At 46.5% G+C, this 19,705-nt stretch carries 14 protein-coding genes; 7 read left to right on the top strand and 7 right to left on the bottom strand.

The annotated features are described in order from the left end of the window. Positions 1–221 precede the first annotated feature (221 nt). Complete coding sequence (locus J0895_RS22940; RefSeq protein WP_207090308.1) at positions 222–830, bottom strand: DUF3318 domain-containing protein; 609 nt, start codon at positions 828–830, stop codon at positions 222–224. Positions 831–1,021: 191 nt separating this feature from the next. Here J0895_RS22940 and J0895_RS22935 point away from each other — a divergent pair, with 191 nt between their 5' ends. Continuing rightward, positions 1,022–1,315, top strand: a complete 294-nt coding sequence (locus tag J0895_RS22935; protein ID WP_207090313.1) for a hypothetical protein — start codon at positions 1,022–1,024, stop codon at positions 1,313–1,315. A gap of 59 nt (positions 1,316–1,374) precedes the next feature. Here J0895_RS22935 and J0895_RS22930 read toward each other — a convergent pair whose 3' ends face one another. Next, the gene (locus J0895_RS22930) at positions 1,375–5,115 is read right to left on the bottom strand and encodes an EAL domain-containing protein (RefSeq protein WP_207090307.1); all 3,741 of its coding nucleotides are present in this window, start codon (positions 5,113–5,115) and stop codon (positions 1,375–1,377) included. Positions 5,116–5,263: 148 nt separating this feature from the next. Here J0895_RS22930 and J0895_RS22925 point away from each other — a divergent pair, with 148 nt between their 5' ends. The 3 genes from J0895_RS22925 to J0895_RS22915 all read left to right on the top strand — a co-directional run bounded on the left by J0895_RS22925 (position 5,264) and on the right by J0895_RS22915 (position 9,022). Further along, complete coding sequence (locus tag J0895_RS22925) at positions 5,264–5,443, top strand: hypothetical protein (protein ID WP_207090306.1); 180 nt, start codon at positions 5,264–5,266, stop codon at positions 5,441–5,443. 632 nt (positions 5,444–6,075) lie between these two features. Then, positions 6,076–7,650: a type I restriction-modification system subunit M gene (locus J0895_RS22920; protein ID WP_207090305.1), complete on the top strand. Its 1,575-nt coding sequence runs from the start codon at positions 6,076–6,078 to the stop codon at positions 7,648–7,650. A 100-nt stretch (positions 7,651–7,750) separates the two neighbouring features. Then, on the top strand, positions 7,751–9,022 hold the full coding sequence (locus J0895_RS22915) for a restriction endonuclease subunit S (protein ID WP_207090304.1): 1,272 nt from the start codon (positions 7,751–7,753) through the stop codon (positions 9,020–9,022). A 232-nt stretch (positions 9,023–9,254) separates the two neighbouring features. Here the strand turns inward: J0895_RS22915 and J0895_RS22910 are convergent, their stop codons facing one another. Further along, entirely contained in the window at positions 9,255–10,475 is a 1,221-nt protein-coding gene (locus tag J0895_RS22910; RefSeq protein WP_242541526.1) for a sensor histidine kinase, read from the bottom strand. A gap of 724 nt (positions 10,476–11,199) precedes the next feature. Here J0895_RS22910 and J0895_RS22905 point away from each other — a divergent pair. Further along, the gene (locus J0895_RS22905) at positions 11,200–11,904 is read left to right on the top strand and encodes a Uma2 family endonuclease (protein WP_207090303.1); all 705 of its coding nucleotides are present in this window, start codon (positions 11,200–11,202) and stop codon (positions 11,902–11,904) included. A gap of 236 nt (positions 11,905–12,140) precedes the next feature. After that, on the top strand, positions 12,141–12,788 hold the full coding sequence (locus J0895_RS22900; protein WP_242541525.1) for a SanA/YdcF family protein: 648 nt from the start codon (positions 12,141–12,143) through the stop codon (positions 12,786–12,788). Positions 12,789–12,934: 146 nt separating this feature from the next. Here the strand turns inward: J0895_RS22900 and J0895_RS22895 are convergent, their stop codons facing one another. Further along, the gene (locus J0895_RS22895; RefSeq protein ID WP_207090301.1) at positions 12,935–13,402 is read right to left on the bottom strand and encodes a hypothetical protein; all 468 of its coding nucleotides are present in this window, start codon (positions 13,400–13,402) and stop codon (positions 12,935–12,937) included. Positions 13,403–14,546: 1,144 nt separating this feature from the next. Here J0895_RS22895 and J0895_RS22890 point away from each other — a divergent pair. Then, complete coding sequence (locus J0895_RS22890; protein ID WP_207090311.1) at positions 14,547–14,924, top strand: Mo-dependent nitrogenase C-terminal domain-containing protein; 378 nt, start codon at positions 14,547–14,549, stop codon at positions 14,922–14,924. 45 nt (positions 14,925–14,969) lie between these two features. Here J0895_RS22890 and J0895_RS22885 read toward each other — a convergent pair whose 3' ends face one another. The 3 genes from J0895_RS22885 to hetZ all read right to left on the bottom strand — a co-directional run bounded on the left by J0895_RS22885 (position 14,970) and on the right by hetZ (position 19,662). After that, positions 14,970–17,258 carry a transglutaminase TgpA family protein gene (locus J0895_RS22885; protein WP_207090300.1) on the bottom strand — a complete coding sequence of 763 codons (2,289 nt, stop codon included), beginning with the start codon at positions 17,256–17,258 and terminating at the stop codon, positions 14,970–14,972. An 86-nt stretch (positions 17,259–17,344) separates the two neighbouring features. Then, positions 17,345–18,481, bottom strand: a complete 1,137-nt coding sequence (locus J0895_RS22880) for a hypothetical protein (RefSeq protein WP_207090299.1) — start codon at positions 18,479–18,481, stop codon at positions 17,345–17,347. Positions 18,482–18,492: 11 nt separating this feature from the next. Continuing rightward, positions 18,493–19,662 carry a heterocyst differentiation protein HetZ gene (gene hetZ / locus J0895_RS22875; protein ID WP_207090298.1) on the bottom strand — a complete coding sequence of 390 codons (1,170 nt, stop codon included), beginning with the start codon at positions 19,660–19,662 and terminating at the stop codon, positions 18,493–18,495. Between the last annotated feature and the right edge of the window lie 43 nt (positions 19,663–19,705).

Below are 19,705 nucleotides of genomic sequence, written 5' to 3'. Positions count from 1 at the left end.
GATTGCTCAACAAAGTAAATGCTTCTAGGGACAAGAAACCGGGTTTCTAGCGTAAATTTGTGGCTCATTCCTAGAAATAGTTGGAAGAAACCCGGTTTCTAACCTTTACGGGGACAAGAAACCGGGTTTCTAGCGTAAATTGGTGGCTCATTCCTAGAAATAGTTGGAAGAAACCCGGTTTCTAACGCGCTATTTTTATCGTTTATCCTTCATTTTTTCCCCTATTCTCGAATCCCCTCTTCGGGAATGCCGACGCCGGAAAGTCCGGCGATCGCCCGTAAGTTTTGGACGCGAATCAGTTCCATAAAATCCAACCCGGGTCTCCCTTCTAGGGTGGCGACGGTTTCGATCGCACTCAACAGATGTCTAGCGGCGTCAGGTTCGTTATAGCCTCTTCTCAGGGCAATTTGAATCGCCGCTTGATCCGCCTCGATTTCGCGATCGCTGCGATGAGTGCTTCGCCAAATTTGAGCGCCTGCGAGGGCCGTTAACCCCCCAGCGGTGACAACTCCCACAGCATCTCCTTCCACGAGTTCCACCAGAGTGCCTAACAATCCAGCAATCACAATTCCTTGATATAAGTCCGCTTTAAACCATTTCACCCCCAATAACCAGCTAACGGTTCTTAGGAGTAACAAGTCTCTTTGGGGTCTGGATAATTTACGCCAGAGGTCAAAATTAATATAAATCGGTCGTTCCCTCGCCCAAGGTCCGGGAAAGGAACTCGCGATCGCCGTGGATTGTTGGGGTTTATTGACGATTTTGCACAGCATCCGACCAGATGCAGGCATCAAGTCTAATAAGCGGAAGATTTCGGGTGATGGATCCATGATAGGCAGATTCGGGTTGAGAGTAGGGATAGTTAGAGTTTGGGGAAACTCGCAAAGAAACGCCCAGAGCGTCCTACAATAAAATACGATAGTGCGATTCGTTTCTCCTTGGGAGTGGGTGGGGACAAAACCAGCCCTTCGAGGGAATATTAGGGCAGCTATCGGCCATTTTAATGAGTGAAGTTGAAGACATGGAAGCTTTTGAGCCAATTCCACCGGAATGGACAACGAAGGCAGTTCACGCTCACGAGTTCTACTGCCCTTCCTGCCATGCTACCTCTATGCAGGCGCAGCGGGTTTGGATTAATCGGCGATCGCCGGTTTATACGGAAAACCACCGTCGCAAGTGGCAGGAGTTTTACGAGTGTGGTAACTGTGGTTGTGTTTGGTGGGCCTGGAGTAGCGATCGCCCCCTTTCTGAGTTTGCCGATCGCCAAGTCCCTCCCCGAGACGATTTCCCCTCGTCTCTGGATGATTTATTTTAATTCTTGACAAATGTCGGGCATTATGATATAAATCTATTCCGCAAAAATGGGGCAGCGATTTACCACCGAGGGGATTGTTCTAACAATTTTTGGGCCGCCACCCGATCCAACCCTCGGGAGAAAAAATACCCCTGTCCATAATCGCAGTGCAAGGACCAAAGCTGCACTAAATGTTCCTCTTTTTCCACCCCTTCTGCAGTGACATACATCCCGAGATTATGGGCGAGGGTGGCGATCGCCCGGACAATTTCCGAACTTTCATTGTCCCCATCCATTCCCATCACAAACGATTTATCAATTTTCAAGGTATTAATCGGAAATTGAGCCAAATGAGACAGGGAAGAATACCCCGTCCCAAAATCATCAATGCACAAATGAATATTGCGCGATCGCAATTGTTCCAGTAACTCCGCTGCTAATGCCGCATTTTCCATTAACACACTTTCAGTAATTTCCAACTTCAAACTACTCGGGTCCAGATGAGTTTCTTCTAAAATGCGATCGATGCGGGCCAGTAAATCCAGTTGTCCCAACTGCTGTCCCGACAAATTAACACTAATACTCAACGGTTCCGGTGTCTTAAATTGCTCATGCCACTGTTGCATTTGCAGGCAAGCTTCCCGCAATACCCATTCCCCCAAGGGTAAAATCAACCCGGTTTCTTCCGCCACCGGGATAAATTCTCCTGGAAACACTAACCCGCGTTCCGGATGTTGCCAACGCACTAAGGCTTCAAATCCTGAGATTAACCCCGTATCTAATGCCACAATCGGTTGATAATGAAGCAGGAAGTCCGCCGGTTCTAAATTGGGCTGACTGTCTGTTTTTTCTTCTAAACTCAGAGGATCAGGTATCACCAAATGAGGCGTAGATTCGGTGATTTTTTTCGGAAAAAATTGGGGGGCATGAGCTTGGAGGGTCAGTTCACCATTTTTGAGAATAGAGCGCCGCAAATCATTTTCTAAGTTTAATTGAGCTATGGCATTTTCTAACATTTGACTGTCAAATACTTCATATCGCGCTTTGCCTCGGGCTTTGGCGCGATACATGGCAATATCTGCATCCCGGAGTAAATCTTCAGGACGATCATAGCCCAGTTTGCTGGGGGCGATGCCTATACTTGCTGAGGTAAAGACTTCATAACCTTTCAGATTAAAGGGAGAAATCAGCTCAGTTTGGATCTTTTCAGCCAGGGTTATTGCCGTTTCAATATCTGGGATATGTTCGACTAAAATGGTAAATTCATCCCCCCCAAACCGGGCCAGAATATCACCCGAACCTACAGAGTTTTGCAGGCGTTTTGCCAAAGCAACGAGCAGGCAATCCCCAATAAAATGCCCTAAACTGTCATTAACCACTTTAAATCGGTCTAAATCTAGAAAAATCACCGCAAATTGATAATCGAGTTGAACTTTTGCCCGACTTAAGGCAGAAGTGAGGCGGTTGAGGAAAAAGGCCCGGTTCGGCAACCCGGTGAGACTATCGTGCAGGGCTTCATGGCGTAATGTATCTTGAGCTTTCTGGCGATCGGTGATGTCCATAACGTGAATATGCACAATATTGAGAGAGTGAATTGGGTGATACAACCAATAAAACAGCCTATCCTGGACGAATCGTTCCACCTGCCATCCGGATTTTCCCCGCTTTAGGGAGTTGACTACCAGTTCCCGATGATTCCTGGGTAAAAAGCCGGTTACCAGTCCCAGGCGTAATTCTTCTAACACTCGTTCGGTGGTAGGATTGACATAGACAATTTCCCCTTGAAAATCGCAGGCGAGGACGGGATTCGGGTTGTATTTGGGAAAGGCAGCGAGGCGGATATTGGCTTCTTCCGTTGCTTTGCGATCGCTAATGTCGGTTTGGGAACCCGCCATGCGATAAGGGTTTCCCTCGCGATCGCGCACTGCCAGACCCCGCGACAGCATCCAACGATACTGTCCCTGAACATCTAAAATCCGATGTTCACTTTTAAAGTGGGGGGTGACTCCAGCAAGATGATCGGCGATCGCCTGTTTCAGGGGGTCGATATCATCCGGATGAACTCGGCTAAACCACTCTTCTGGAAAGCAAACCGAATTATGCTCAGAAATCTTCTCCCCATTTTCCACCTGATACCCCAGCAGGGATTTCCATCGCGGGGAAAAATACACCCGGTTGGTGATCAAATTCCAATCCCACAGTCCATCATTCGCCCCAGCTACCGCTAAAGCATACCGTTCTTCACTCTCACACAAGGCTCGTTCCCGTTTCTGCCGGTCGATCGCCGCAGCTAAAACATTAGCGATCGCCTGCAGAAAGTGCACATCCTCTACATCAAACTGATCGCGTTCCGTACTATAAGCCGCCAACACGCCATAAGGTCCCGTTTGTCCATGTACCAGCACTGTAATACTACTGGCAATGTCAATTTCTAACAAAAAAGGCGAGGGAGTGAAACGGGTTTCTTCCTGGAAATTAGGGGACAAAATCGGTTCATTCACCAATAGGGTATAACCCTCTTGGGATTCTGTATTTACCCCCATTGTTACCGACCCGAACGCATCCTGACAACATCCCGCACCAGATTTTAACACCAATTCCTGGCGATCGGGTAACAATTCCCACAAGCCACAACAATCGCTATCGAGGGTATGGATCACTTCTTCGGCTGCTTTTTCAATCAAACTCATCACCTCCATCCCCGCCAGCGCCCACTGTCCTAACCCCGCAATCACCGCACTTTCCCGAGCGTGTGCGGCTAACAGTCGTTCAGTGCGCTTCCGTTCTTGCAGTTCCCGTTCCAAGGATGCCATATTCGCTTGCAACTGCTGTTCTAATTGATCAGCATGAATGAGAATCGGACGAGTGAGAGGATATAGCAAGAGAGCGATTACTCCCGTGCCTAACAGTAATAAAACAACCGTAACCCCAACTAAAAGCTGCATCTGCCGAATGCCTGCCTCTAAATGATTGGAGGAAAGTTGTACCAGCACCACCCAGTTACTACTCTTAATCGGTGCGACTGCCACCGCTTCCGAACCGGGAAAAGTAGTGTTCAGGAATTGTACGCTGCGCTGGTGCGTCATGTTTTTGTTCCGGAATACCGAAAGCTGAGTATTCGGTCCCAGGGGCATCAAACCGGCTTCATTCGTATAAGCGAGGAATGGCAGCAGGCGATCAATCCGCGCATTATTGACTCGTGCTAAGGCAATTTCTAGGGATTGACCTGCAGCGACAAATTCCTGTAAATTTCTTTCGATTTCCGAGACGGTGAATAAGAATAAATCCGTCCCTTGGGGTTCTGGGGATGGCGGGTTAACGCGCGCTACACTCACGAGCAAATAAGACGGGTTGCCGACTTGCACCGGCTGGAAGGAGATTTTTTCAGGGGTATCCCCGACCGATTCCGGCCACAAGGCCCGAGGAATCCCCATCCCTAACTGGGCCATCACCTCACCCTGGCGATCGATCTGAGTGATCCCCGCTATTTTTGGGGCTTGTTGGAGGACCTCTACCAACAGAGGGGAACTCAACGGCAACCCCACGGTTAAATCAACCCCAAGGGATTGACTCGATGTTTCAATGGTGTTATCACGGGAAAGCTGTTCAGCGATCTCCGTCACCTGCAAGAAATACTGCTCTAGGGCTTGACTTTTCGTTTGGGCTGCTAAAAGTACCTGTTGTTGCCGGTCCTGGTTGAGATGATGAGAAAGGAAGCCGATACTGACGATAGAAATGATTGCACCGATGGAGAGCATCCCCAATGCCGTATAAACCACCAGCGATCGCCGTAACCGTCCCGATAGGTTGCCATTTGCCACTGTTAATGCCCACCGTTGGAAAAGCAAGTAAATCTAAAGCCTCTTTCTCACGATAACGCTATCCATCCTTTTTAGTAAACCATGTTTGCCCCGGTTTGTCTGCACAGTCTGAGATTTTCCAAAACACAATTTAGAATAGTCCAACCCAATGGACCAGAGTCCAGGCTCCAAGAGTCCCCAACTCCTCCATCTGAAACCGCCAATGGCAATCAAATCCCCTAGAGTCGTCATAGAAGTTACTCTCAAAGACTACACCGCCAAAACAAGTCCACCCTACCGGATCGTTACCCCGATTAGGAGCAATTATGGCTACCATTTGCCGACTTAATCAAGGCGATCGGTCTTTCCCTCATTTCTCCACCCCAGCCTGACTGCCTCCGCCCCGGTTATACCCCATCCAGTTTTTAAAGCCTATTTACTCTTGGCCCTCACCGGCAAAGTTTTTTTCCTATAGCCGAATCCTTGAATCGGTCAGCTTTTTCCAACAACGAAAACCGGACTCCCGATTCTTCCCTCAACCGCAAACGAGATCCGCTCCCTCTTGCTCCTCTTCTCACTTTTAGTAAAGCCTGAACGAAAATCTCGCCTAAATTTGAGCAAGCAGGAGGAATCGCGGATAAAGGACCTAGGGACGATTGATGAATCCCTCCTCCTGCCGTTGTTGCTGACGGTTTGGACTCAACCCTAACGGTAGCATCATTATATTGCAACAGATGCCCAATCCCCCCTCTAACCACTTTGACCAGTGAGGCGAGGATTTGAAGGATCCCCCGGCGTAGGACCTATAAATTCCGTGACAAATTTTACTCATCTCTAAGGAACCCGGGTTTTTTGTAGAAAAAATTATTAGACTCCGCGCCATGAATACCATACAATAAAAGTTCTGTCAATACCCTATAGAGGGAAGCATCCAAGGTCTACGCGCTCAAATACCGTTCACAGATAGGGGAAAACTCACAGATGCCAGACTACTATCAACTTGAAAAACGCCTATGGGACGCGGCGGATCAATTGCGTGCCAATTCCAAACTAAAACCGTCGGAATATTCCCTGCCGGTACTGGGGTTAATCTTCCTGCGCTATGCCGACTATAAGTTTACCCAAGCCTTGCAGCGCTATCGCACAAGCGATCGCCCGATCGCGGAACGGGTGTTATCCATTCCCCTCCAAGCGCGGTTTGAGTCCCTGCTGAATCGACCGGCATTCGCCAACCTCGGGGAAGAAATCAATAGTGCGATGCGGGCGATCGAAGCGGAAAACCCCGCATTGAAAAACGTCCTCCCCAAAACTTACCACCGTCTCAGTAACGAGATCCTCCAGCAACTGCTGACGGACTTTCATACCATCGCTTTGGATATCGAAGGGGATGCGTTTGGGCGAATTTATGAATACTTCCTCAGCAATTTTGCCATGAGTGAAGGACAAAAAGGCGGCGAATTTTTTACCCCTACGTCTTTAGTCAAGCTGATTGTTGAAATTATCGAACCCTATCACGGAAGAATTTTTGACCCAGCTTGCGGCAGTGGGGGAATGTTTGTCCAAAGTGCCTCGTTTGTGGAAAAAAGACAGAAAAATCCTAGCAGTGAAATCGGAATTTATGGACAAGAAAAAATTGCGGACAATGTTCGGCTTTGCTTGATGAACCTGGCGATACATGGACTCACCGGAGATATTCGCCAGAGTAATACCTATTATGAAGACATCCATGATTGTGTGGGTAAATTCGATTTTGTTATGGCAAATCCTCCATTTAATGTAGACAAAGTAGACAAAGAAAAAATCAAAACCGACCCCCGATTTCCCTTGGGCTTACCTCGCGTCGATAATGCCAACTATTTGTGGATTCAATTATTTTATAGTGCATTGAATTCCAAGGGCCGTGCGGGTTTTGTTATGGCAAATTCCGCCAGTGATGCTCGTGGCCTGGAGTTGGAAATTCGTAAAAAGCTGATTCACGAGGGAGTTTTAGAGGCGATCGTTGCGGTCGGTTCTCACTTTTTCTATAGTGTGGGCTTACCCTGCACACTCTGGTTCTTTGATCGCGACAAAGTGAATAACCCCCGCAAAGATAAAGTGCTGTTTATCGATGCCCGTCAATTCTATCAACACGTTTACCGTTCCCACCGTCAATTTAGCGACGAACAAATTCAATTCTTAGGGAATATTGTCCGAATGTATCGCGGACAATCGGTTGAACCTGTGGCAACTTTACCAGAACATACTCGTTACAATCCTGCAGTCCCTGCTTATGGAACTTTACCCAATTGGGAAGAAACATTTCCTGATAATATCTATCGCGATGTTCCCGGTTTATGCCGGATTGCCGTGATTTCGGAAATTGCAGAACAGGCTTATAGCTTGAATCCGGGCCGGTATGTCGGTATCGCCCCCAAACCTGAAGACAATTTTGATTTTCATGAAAAATTACAAGAACTCAATGACGAATTCGAGATGCTCACGGTGGAGGCCAGAGAATTAGAAGGGCGAATTTCTCAAACTATTGATGGCCTATTAAAGGTAACAGAGAATGAATGAGCGATAAAATAACTTCCCGACTTCCTCATTCCTATTCTTTTTTCCAGGACTGCAGACTACTTACTTTTAGATTTTGGTACTATACCTTTCAGTTAAAACCGTGAAACAACGAAACAATTGGACGCAAAAACGGATTGGCGAAGTTTGTCTTGTTGGAGATGGCACTCATGCCAAAATTAAAAGACAAGACAATGGCATCCTTTATTTAACCGCCAAAAATATTAAACCGGGACGGTTAAAACTTTCCAAGGTTGACTGTATCTCAGAAGCAGATTTTGAACGCTATTTTTGTAAAAGTACCCAGTCGATTCGCAAGCCAGAAGCCGGGGATATCTTATTTGGGATCATTGGCAGTATCGGAGAACCCTATTTAGTTAAACCCGAGGACTTATTTGGGATTTCTAGCAGTCTTGCTATTTTAAGACCCAATCAGACCATTATCTGGTCTCCCTATCTTTATTACTGGGTGAAAGGTCCGATTTTCCAAAATACGTTACAGGCAAGCAAGGCTGGAGTCGTGCAGTGTTATATCAGTTTAAATGCACTCAAAGGAATGCCGATCGCCTATCCAGATTTGGGTAGACAACAAAAAATAGCAGCCATTCTGACGGATTATGATGACTTAATTTCTAACAATCAACGGCGGATTAAGCTACTCGAACAGATGGCGCAAAGTATCTATTACGAGTGGTTTGTGAAATGGCAGATTCCTAATCCTAATTTGGAATGGCGGGAGGCAACGCCGGAACAACAACAAGTGACCGGCCAGGAATTGTTTCCGGTGGGATGGGCGATCGCACCGATTGGTGAGGCGATCGAAACTATTAGCGGGGATACCCCAGCAAAGAAAAAGCCCGAATACTGGGCCAACGGAACATTAGTCTGGTACAGAACCACGGATTTAACCACTGCCGGAACGATGTTTGTTTCGGATTCTACTCACAAAATTACTGAGGTAGGGCGGCAGCACAGTAAAATCCGCACATTCCCCCCCTATTCAGTGATGATGACATCTCGGGCCACCATTGGAGTTGTGGCACTGAATACCACGACTGCTTGTACTAACCAAGGGTTTATCACTTGTATCCCGAATGACCGGCTATCAGCTTACTATTTATATTTTTGGATTAAGGAAAACCGCGATCGCATTTTTAACCTCGCATCAGGATTAATGTACCGCGAAATCAATCTCGGCTGGTTTCGACAATTACCCATCGCCATTCCCGACTCCGCTACCCACCGTCAGTTTATCGAAACCCTCGACCCCCTCTGTCGGCAAATCGAAACATTACAAGCAAAAACGACTAACCTCAAGTTAACTCGGGAGTTACTCTTGAGTAAATTACTCTCCGGTGAAATTGATGTCGAGTAGAGAACAGGTGAAGGGATATCAATTGGTTTTAGGGTGAAACAAAACCTGACCCGACTTCAGGAAGATTCAATACTTTTCGGGGTAAATCTAGGGGAAAAATGAATAAGAATATTTATTTTTATTCATCGCTCTCCAACCGATGAGTCGGTAAAATCTTATGATTAAAAAATAATTGCTGAGGGAGAATGTCCCATTGAATGCCCAAATTTTAGGTAAATTTCTTGAAATTATACTATCGATTATCCGGCTTGATTTCCATTGGAAAAATAATCAAAAACTCCGACCCTTCACCAATTTGAGAGACGACTTCAATTTCTCCTCGGAGAAATTCAACAAGTTGGGAGACGATGGTCAAGCCTAAGCCGGTACTGCCCTCAGCTTGTTGAGAAACCCGCTGGGCCACTCGGGAAAATGGCTGAAAAATTCGCTCGATATTTTCTGGAGCAATTCCGATGCCCGTATCCCTAATACTCAGCAACCATTTTTCATCAGGAAGGCTTTCACAGGTAACCGTAATAGAGCCTGTTTCAGTGTACCGGACTGCATTACTCAACAGATTGATTAAAATCTGCTGAAAGCGAGACAAATCAGTTACAATCTGCTCAGGAGCGCTATCGTTGCTAATAATAATTGATAATTCTTTAGCTTGAGCCAGGGGTTCAATGGTCTCTATGGTGGTGGCGATTACCGAATTGAGGTCGATTTTCATCAAGTTTAATTGAGTTTTTCCTGCATCAACTTGAGACAGTTCTAGAGAATTATTAACCAGTTGTAGTAATTGTCGAGAAGCGCGCAAGACTCGCTCAATGCGCTCAATCGTAATAGAATCTTCTTCGGTTTTGGCTTGGTGCTGACGCAGGAGCAGTTGGGAATAAGCCATGATTGAATTTAAAGGCGTTTTGACTTCATGGGCCAGTTGAGAAAAACTTTCTTGGCTTAGACTCAGCAACCGGGTTAATTCTTCATTATTATTGATGATTTGTTGGTGAAGATTTTCTAGCTTTCGAGTCCGTTCTTCTACAAATTGATGAAAGCAATAAGCACTTGCTTGGTCTATGACGGCATCAATAATCCGAAACGCTTGATAAGATTCAGCCTTCGGTAATTCTAGGAGATCATCTTTTAAAATAGCAAAAATAACCTGGCGCAAGAGTCGATATTCCCGCGCAATTTCGGCTGCATCATAGCCATGCTCAAACCGATTGACTCCATGTTCTAAACTAGCTTGGGCCACCATTTTAAAATCATCTTCCTCTGACTCATTTAAGGCCGTTGTCATCGCGTCCAACACTTGAGGAATTAAATTTATGAGTGCAGGTTCAGACAAGTTTTTAGAATTTTCTATTTTCGTATCTAAACGGACTTTGAGTTTCCATTTTTCTAGAATTTCGTCTATTTTACTGGCAAAAGCTTGGCTGATATTTTCCATAAAGGCTGAGTTAATGGGTGTCATTATAGCGCGGGCTGTTCAGGGATGATAAATGGGAGGACTGGAGTCAGAATGGTTGAGGGAAGCCAGAAAAATTTAGCAGTGGGGTTGGGTGGGCGATCGCCAGGATAGCGCTTGCTTGAATAACCATTGTACTTTTTGGGGTGTTATTGAAGCGCTATAGATAGAACGTCCCTGATTAGTTTACAGGATATTGACCACTATGGCATAGTTTTGAGCGCGATCGCTCCAAACGGTTTCCTAGGACTGCTCAACCCGCAACTCAAGCCACACCCCTTAGAAATCGGCAGTTTAGGAATCAGCATCAAAGTCCTCATTATCAATATCTGGAAATCATCAACCTCTACCGAGGCTCCTAAACACTCCCCATACAGTAGGCATCACCCCACGGTTTGTCAAAATTGCTCAGGTGGCATTTTGAAGGAATAAACCCCTCAATCTTCCCCCTCGATTCACCCTATTTTCATGTTCATGGACCTGAGCAAACCTGACGCTTTCAGTAAATTTTCTATAGCAACCTGAAATGAGTTATCCCACCCTAAGCAAGCTAGATGCTTACCCGATTTAAAGATGTTTTATTGGACTATCTTTTAGAAAGAATGCGCTCATTTTGTAAAGAGTTTAGAGTATTAGGGGTTTGACGCAACAGGGTTCTTTTTATCCCCTCTGTTATTTATCACCAAATCTGCTAAACTAGATAAAAATAACCCTGAACGGGGAGACCAATATGGTACAGAGTCAAACCTCCGAGATTCCTATCTTTCCCCCAGGCGATTTATGGAGTGATGAGCCGCCATTGGAAAGTTATCGACACCTTAAACAACTACTACTGCTCATTGCTTGTTTAGAGCGGTTTTGGAAAAATCGCAATGATTTTTTTGTAGCCGCAAACATGAGCGTCTATTACAGTACCCGACAGCGCAAATCGGAAGAGATGCGGGGACCGGATTTTTTCGTGGTTTTGAATACGGAACGCCGAGAGCGAAAAAGTTGGGTCATTTGGGAAGAAGAAGGAAAATATCCAAACTTTATTATCGAAGTCCTCTCTGATAGCACGGCCAACACGGATCGGGGCTTAAAAAAACAGCTTTACCAAGATGTTTGGCGCACTCCCGATTATTTTTGGTTTGATCCCTATACTTTAGAGTTCCAGGGATTTCACCTGATGAATGGGGAATATCAAGCCATTCCACCCAATGAACAGGGATGGCTTTGGAGTGAACAATTGCAGCTTTATTTAGGTATGTTAGAGGAAAAGCTGCGGTTTTTTACCCCCGAAGGGGAACTGGTTCTGACGCCAGAGGAAGAAGCTGATACCGAACGTGCTCGTGCTCAGGAGGCGATCGCCCAAGTTGATGCCGAACGTCAGCGTAGCGCTATCTTGAGGCAAAAGCTGCAAGAACTGGGCATCAATCCGGATGAGATTACTTAATATTTGTCAAGGTTAAAGGTTCCGAAATCCTCTGAATTAGGAATCTTTAACCAAATATTTTTAATTCAAATGAAAAACCCTTTGGAAAATCATACAATTATCATAAGACTGTGTGAAATAAATATAATTCTCTGCATTTTTTCTGGACTTTTGAAATAAAATTTGTAAATTTTGTCTTTAAATAAATTTTGGTTTACACAAGTAAAATGGAATCTATAATGGTTATTCTAAATTTTATGAACTGGCCTTTTTTACTGTTAATTTTGGGTCTGACTACAGTCGTCATTCCCTTGGGGTTGAATGCCTACGTTTATGCCGTGACTTTCGGCGATCGCTATCGGGAAATCGAACAGGTTCCCCCTCAACCAATTGCCATTGTTTTTGGTGCCGGGGTTTGGGAGGATGGGACTCCCACCCCGATGTTAGCAGATCGCGTTCAAGCTGCGATCGATTTGTATAAACTGGGGCGCGTTCAGAAAATTTTGATGACTGGGGACAACTTCCGTCCTGATTATGATGAAGTTCAAGCAATGTCATCTTATGCAGAAAAACAGGGGGTTCCACTTACCGACATTCTCCTCGATCGCGCCGGATTGAGCACTTATGATAGTTGTTACCGCGCTCAAACCCTGTTTGGCATTCAACAGGCTGTTTTAATTACCCAACGTTATCATCTCCCTCGGGCAGTTTATACGGGTCGTCAAATGGGAATTAAGGCAGTCGGTTTAGGAACCCCCGATTGGGGAATTTTCCGCACCGATTCGATGACTTACTATACTTTTCGGGAATTTTTGGCCGTTGTCAAAGCATTATGGCAGGTGCAGGTTACTCGACCTAAACCCCGGGTGATCGGTCCTTTTCAAGGAGGGAAATCAGGGGAATAAACGGGTAATTTTGGGGATTAACTAGGACGCCGGTACAGTATTCAATACCAGGGACAAAAACCCGGTTTTCCAGCCCTTTTTTTGTTGCTTTATTGGCAGATATGGGGCAAAGAAACCCGGGTTTTCTTCCCCATCCTGTACCACTATTATCTAAACAAAGTTAATTCCACCTGCCATTTTTTCTGCTCAAACTGCTGGCGAGAATAGGAAAATTCTTCCCCGCCTTCTAGCTTAATAATATAGTTTTGAAGCTCGGGTATATTTTCTACAACCAGAGGAAATTTACAGGTCATTTTAGAAAAACCAGCTTGTAAAGGTTCCGGGGTCCCTACCTCTAAAAATCCTGTGGCGATCGGGTGGCGATCGCTATTTTGAATGACTACTTTCGTCCCAGGATGGAGATATCTTTCTTGACTCTGAATGCAGGGGTCTCCGGGTTCCGTAAATAGTATTTCTACATAACCCGTTAATTTTCCAGATCTTGACTGGATTGAGTCTTCTGGGTCCATCACGTTTTGAGGACCAGGTGTGGAAAGGGGCATAAACCCGACTAAAAGTCCCCCGATCGCAAAAACTTCCACCGTTCGTAAAATAAACAAGTTAACCGTCTTCATAAAGTTGGCATTAATTGCTGTTTGTTTTGAGGTTAATAAACTGATGCCTTATTTTGGACTATTTTTAGAAATCTAATCAGTCTCTGAAGGCATTACAGGGCTTTGGGCTGACTTCCGAATGCTGCCCGAACTCTATTTTTTATTTTCCCAGCCTTCCCTGAATTTTTTCATCGTTCTTAGGGTGGATTTTCTAAAATTTGTCGGCTATTCCTCTGGTTGCTGATATCTTTATCCTGATTTTTATCAAAGGGGTTTTTTTTGAGATCACAGGACAGGGTATAAAGTTAATAAACAAAGGGATAAATCTTGAGTTTCACCTGAATTATTTTACTTATTTTTATTAAGTATTTTTAGAATTTTAAATAAATAAAGGACTTTTTAATAGAAAAACCCCAGGGGAAAAAGATTAAGTTACCTTAATTGCTCTATAGATAAACTTTATATCAGTTTGACAAGATGGGCGGGATTTGCCCCCTCCATGCTTGATCGATCATTCAATTCAGGAAGACTCCTGATATAGCCAGTCTTGCAGCAGTTTGACACCTCACCCCCGTCCCCCTTCGACCCTTCGACCCTTCGACCCCCTTCGACCCTTCGACTGGCTCAGGGCTCAGGACAGGCTTCGACCGGCTCAGGGCTCAGGGCTCAGGGCTCAGGACAGGCCTCTCCCGCTTTGGGCCGCCGACGAGAAAGGGGTGAGGGTGTCCATTCGCAAAATCATTTAGAACCGCTATAGAGGTCCAGTATGCTTGAGTCAAACTTCGGGTAATTTCAAAATTTTATCCCAAACATAAGCGATTTTGGAGTTGAGAGAAATTCAGCTTTAAGGCTTTTCCCTGATTTAGATTAGCCCAGGGAGTTAGCCTAGGGCAAACAAACCGAAATCAGAGCGATCGCGATCAATAGTAAGCGGTGATAGAGATTATTAATTATGGTGATAGAAGTCCGTTCTATTTTCAAAGAAACTGGATATAATATAAAGAGGTAGAACCTAAAAGTCGGAATCAGACCGCCCGCTAGAGAAACATAAACCTCTTGCGGATCTCTCAATTTATTGAGAGCCATCCGGGTTGACCCGATAAAAGGCTGTAATCTCCATACAATTGCTGACTTAGCACCCGCTCGTAACAATAGAGGAAAGATGATGAACGTATTAGATTATACCATACAGCATCTAATTCGCATCACTTGGATAGAGCTTTCTGAAAAAGCGACGACACAAAGCGATCGCTCTAGGATTCCAACTCATCCGCACCGGCAATTGTTTCAGCCATTAGGCCCACTCAAGCAGTGGCTCGATCGCCTAGAAGTTCGCGATCGCCAAATGGCACATAGCTTGTGTAAACTGATTCCCGCCCAATGTCCATTTGAACGGGATATCAAAGTCTGTGGTCGGGTCTTATTTCACATTCCGCCCCTATGTAAACTCAACCCCTTTTATGACCAGTTTGTAGGGCTGCGCTTTCGAGCATTATGTTATTTAGCCGATGAATGTGGTGAGGACGTCACCGTTTACTGTTAAACAAAACCCGGTTTTTCGCCCTCACTTATCTTGACCCAACCCGTCCTACTTTCGTCGGAGTTGCGATCGCCTTTTCAACTCTTCTAACCGTTCCTGGAGAAGATCCAGATTCGGTTCACTGCCCCCATAACGCCAACTCACATAAGCGTGAGAAATCTCCTCAACTGCAGATGCATCAGTCTGGGGTTGATGTTCGTGTAACTCTCGCGCATACTCGAACGGGGTTTGTGCCGGATGTTTGCGATATCCCTGCTGTCCTAACGTATCCAGCATTTGCTGATACAGTCGTGCCACTGGGGGCATTTTTGCCAAGAACCGACGATAACGCCACTGTCCGAAAGCGTTCCAAGCTAACCAGCCTAGAAATGCCAAACCCGTGAGTAAAATTGAACCAGCAAATAGTCCCACCCAGCTTCCGGTAAACAGTCGCAATAGCCAGACAATGCTCCCCACCAGCCAACCGCCTAGGATAGAAAACACCGCTGCTGCAAATCCGGTTACTGGAGAAGGCAACCACCCCGCAACCCACCGCCACAACATCCGCAACACGCTAAAGGTCTGATATTCTTGAACGGATGGGGGGATGATTTCATTCCCGGGAATTGGATCGAAGGCAAACCACCCATACTCGGGAAAATACACCTCCGTCATGGCATAAGCATCGGTATTGCGAACCACATAGAGTCCCGTAAAGGGATTAAACTCTCCAGGCGCAAACCCCACGACTAAGCGAGAGGGAATCCCAATGGAACGCAACATGATGGTATAGACGGTGGAGAAGTGGTCGGGATAGCCCCCCTGTTGCTGGAATAGAAAGGTTTCGACCAAATCATCTTCGGGTCCTAAAAAAGGCAGACCAAAGGGGTCGTTCGGAATGCTGTAGTTTTGTTTGAGATATTGAGCCAGATAGAGGGCTTTTTCGTAGGGAGAGGTGACCGGATTGGGTGCGCCTGCTAAAATTTCCTCCGTATGTTGGCGCACGCGATCGCTGATTTCTGGAGGGACTTGCAGGTAATAATTGCGAATGGCCTTGGAATAGGTTGTGGGGGCTTGAGAAAGGGCGGTGCGATCGCGATAAGGGACTTCTGAAATCACCGTGTAAGTCAGTCCCTCGACCAAACCCAAGGGCGATCGCAGACTGCCTTCAGTATCAAAGGTCACCTGTTCCGTCGGAAAATAAAGAGATTTCGGCTCATATAGCGCCGGAATGATATTCGGTAAATCCGAAACTGCCGTATAGCTTTGAACAATCTCCTGGGTTCTCCCTAGTCGCGTGCGATCTATGGGAACATTAAATTGATAGGACCAACTAGGACGGCGCAGGGTGGTTGCCTCTTCATTGCGACCAATTTCCCAGCCTTTCCCGGTATAGCGGTCAAATGCCAAGACGCGCCAAAATCCCTCCGCTTGCGATCGCACCCGCATCACGACTTTGGGTGTCATTTCACCCCGCAGGTTTTGGTTTATCCGGTTATTGAACCCATAATAAAAGGTATCGTCAATCTCTCCGGGTCCATCACTGCCGTCCCCTCCGGTGCCGTCTCCTTCGCCATTGCCATAGCCCGGATTGACAATTTGACGACCATCTAAATCCCCCGGAATTTCCAGGGGAGAACTCACCGGAAAGGTCTGTAATTGATAGCCAGGAAAACGCGGCATCACGGCAAAAATGACCAGTCCGATCGCCAGAACCAGACTAAACAGGACACCGTAAAAACTCAGTTGTCCATAGTTTATTTTCTTTTTGTTCCGGGGTCCCGTGGGACGTTGCTCCGGTTTCAGTCCGAGGCGCGATCGATAATCCAAGACCAACGTAGGCAGGGCGATCGCCAAAAAGATTAATAATAACGGGGCAAAGGCTAAGGTTTGGCTGACGGTTCCCGCTACCCCCAACAGGATCAATCCGATCACCATCGAATAGCCCAAATCCGAGCGCCGGGGGAGGTCAAAACTATGGAGAACCTGAACTTGAATCAGCAGTTCAGCCAGAACTACCCGGGTATCGTTGAGTTCCTGAACTAAGCGCCCAAAAAAAGCACTGAGGGATACTAACATCCCAATTGCAAGCAAAAATTTAACGGCAGTATTGCGATCGCGGCGGCGATACCAACTCCAGGTGCCTCCTGCGATGCTCAAGGGGACTGCCCAAAGGCTCATCATCGTCCCTGCCGCCACATCCGTTGCAATAATCCCGACGATCACAAGGGCCTGCACCAGCACCCGCAGCATCATCGAGTCCTCCGGAATCGGAGGTTTACTCGCCTCGATTTGCTGTCGGAGCCGACGCCAGATGGGAATAAGGGACAGATGCCGAATCCCTGACGAGTTAAACATAGTGATGAAGGATAAAAGAGCAAAAGCGAGTCTTTCTTCCTTCCTAATTTACTCTATAGATCGGATGAATGCTTTCGTTGTCCGTTCTAGGAGAGACCCACGACAAAGGTCAGGGCGTTCTGGTATTCGTTATGGAAGCGCACTTCTAATAAATAGGAGCAGTCCGGTTGCGGCTCAAACAGTTCAACGTGCAAACATCCGGCATTAGGACGAGAGGTCGTAGATTGAGCCTCTCCTCCGCGCAGTTGCAAGGTCCCACCGGAGGGGAATTCACCCCGGACTCGCAGACATCCGAGGGATTGGGTCGGTTTAGAGGGGTCATGATTCGGTTTCCCGACAGATTCCACCCGAATGCTCAACATTCCGGCACTGGTGAGCCATTGTCGTTCGACAGGCCCTCCCGAAGCAGAGACGCTTAAGGTCAGGGTCCCCATAATTTCTCGGGCGGCCAATAAGCAGAGGACCATTTTCTGATCCGTACTGGCCCCTTCGTAGGTGGGGGGAAAATCAACCGTTCCAGTTGCCTGGGGATTAATCGCCTCTGCACTTGATCCTCGGGTTGGAGACATGGCCAGGGCCCATCCCGCTAACTGGTGTAGTTGAGGACGGCGATCGGGAAATAATCCTTCTACTGCACGGACTAATTTAGCTCCATCTTGCAGGGAAGATTGGATCAGAACCCGGCATTCTTCTAAAAGTTGGGTGAGTACAGTCGCCGGGAGAGTGACTGGCAAACTCAACAAAGGCAACTGGGTCAACCAATCGAAGGCAGGAACTTTTTTCTCTTCGGGAAAATCTAAATAATCAGGTTCGTAATCCAACAGTTCATTTTCCCAAGGAAATAGGGGGGGGTGATGTTGAATTTCAGTTTCCAGTCGGCGTTTCACAAGTGTGTAAAAACGGTCTTGCACGGCAGGTATCTCTCCTGGTTTAATTGGTCGCTCTCCTTTGAGACTCAATCCCTCGTCCAGTTCGGTAAACCCTGCTTCGGATTCACCCTCGATTGAGGGCGATCGCTCGATTGGTTCAGAATCGAGAGGGTCTAAGTTTTTCTGAGCTAAACGGCTGTCTAAGTCTGTTCCCGGAGGTGTTTCCGGACTGGTTAGCTCTTCCATTTGCGGCATCGGGTCTGGCTGAGAGAGTTGGAACAGCCACCCGAGAATTCGCTCTTGAACAGCCTCTGAGTTGGCAAGGTTTTGAAATACTTGCTCGTCCCTATCCATGTCTTACCCCCCTATTCATCTGTAGATGCATTATTTCCGGAATCGCGCTCGTTGCGAAGATGCCATGCGGCTTCTAGTAGTCTAAACCACCGTTTCTGCACTTGGTTAACTGTACATTCTAAGAGTTTGGCAATGTCTGAATCGTTTGCGCCTTGTTGCTTTAATTCGAGTAATTTCCGTTGTGAAGCTTCTAGGCTGTCTTGAAATTGTTGCCACCGTTCCGGAGTTAACCCCAAGTTTCGCTCTAAATCGGCTTCTAACCATTCATGGACCAGTTCCCAACGGTGAGAGAGTGCAAATCGAATCAAATGATATTTAAAGCGCTGCTGTAAGTAATCCCGCTGTCGCGGAGTCACGCCTAAAATTTCTTCGATTTCATTGGTGGGTAAATCTTGCAATCGCAAAATAAAATAGTCCGCACAGTCGTTTTGTCCTCTCTCTTGCAGGTAACCCAGCACTTCTTTGACGACGGTTTCGCGCAAGGAATGATCGGCAGGTTCTAGATCCCGATCAACCATCGCATGTCGCACTTGCTGCACTGAGGAGTCATTCCAGGTTTGGTCTGAGTCTAGGGAGGACCCTTCGGCAGCTTGCTCCATATCGACCGTTGTTTCTGGCGGTTGCTGTTGCGAAAAGGTTTGTGCTCGCAAGATCAGCAGTTGTTGCGATCGCCCTCCCGATAGCGGAATCCGCCGTTTAGCATACCGTTCGGTGAATGCCATATATTCAGACAGTTCTAACAAGGTGGTGGGGGAAAAGGTCCCCTCCAGTTGCGCTTCTCGTCGAAACGCATTTAAGGATTCCACATAAAATCCTTGTAGAAAATCTTCGATTAAGTTCAAGCGAGCTTGATAACTCGACTGGATTTGAGGCGGCGTAATGTAGCGATAAACCATCGCACTGAGGGTACTGTGTAATTCCACTCTCCCCCCTCGCGCCCCAAAATTATAATAAAACAGACATTGCTGTAAGCGATGTCGGGATAAAGTAACTCTCCATTTTTCTTCTTCTCCTGATGCTTTAATTCTTTGACTTTCTTGGCAAATCCGGTTGACTTCTGCAGCAATGCGATCGGCGACTTCCCGGCATTTATTGTCAGAAGAACGGGTATTTTGCTGGAGTTCTGTAAAGAGAAGTTGAAAAATATCTTCTTCCACGCGACCCTCGATTTTTCCCATCATGGTGGTTTTATAAGTATCAACCCCCTAGTCCAGCTAGGGATGA

It is taken from the genome of Phormidium pseudopriestleyi FRX01 (assembly GCF_017313335.1).
In the GTDB taxonomy this organism is placed as follows: Bacteria; Cyanobacteriota; Cyanobacteriia; order Cyanobacteriales; family Laspinemataceae; genus Laspinema; species Laspinema pseudopriestleyi.
The sequence above is the reverse complement of the archived record's forward strand: the minus strand, read 5'-3'. Positions and strand labels throughout refer to the sequence as shown.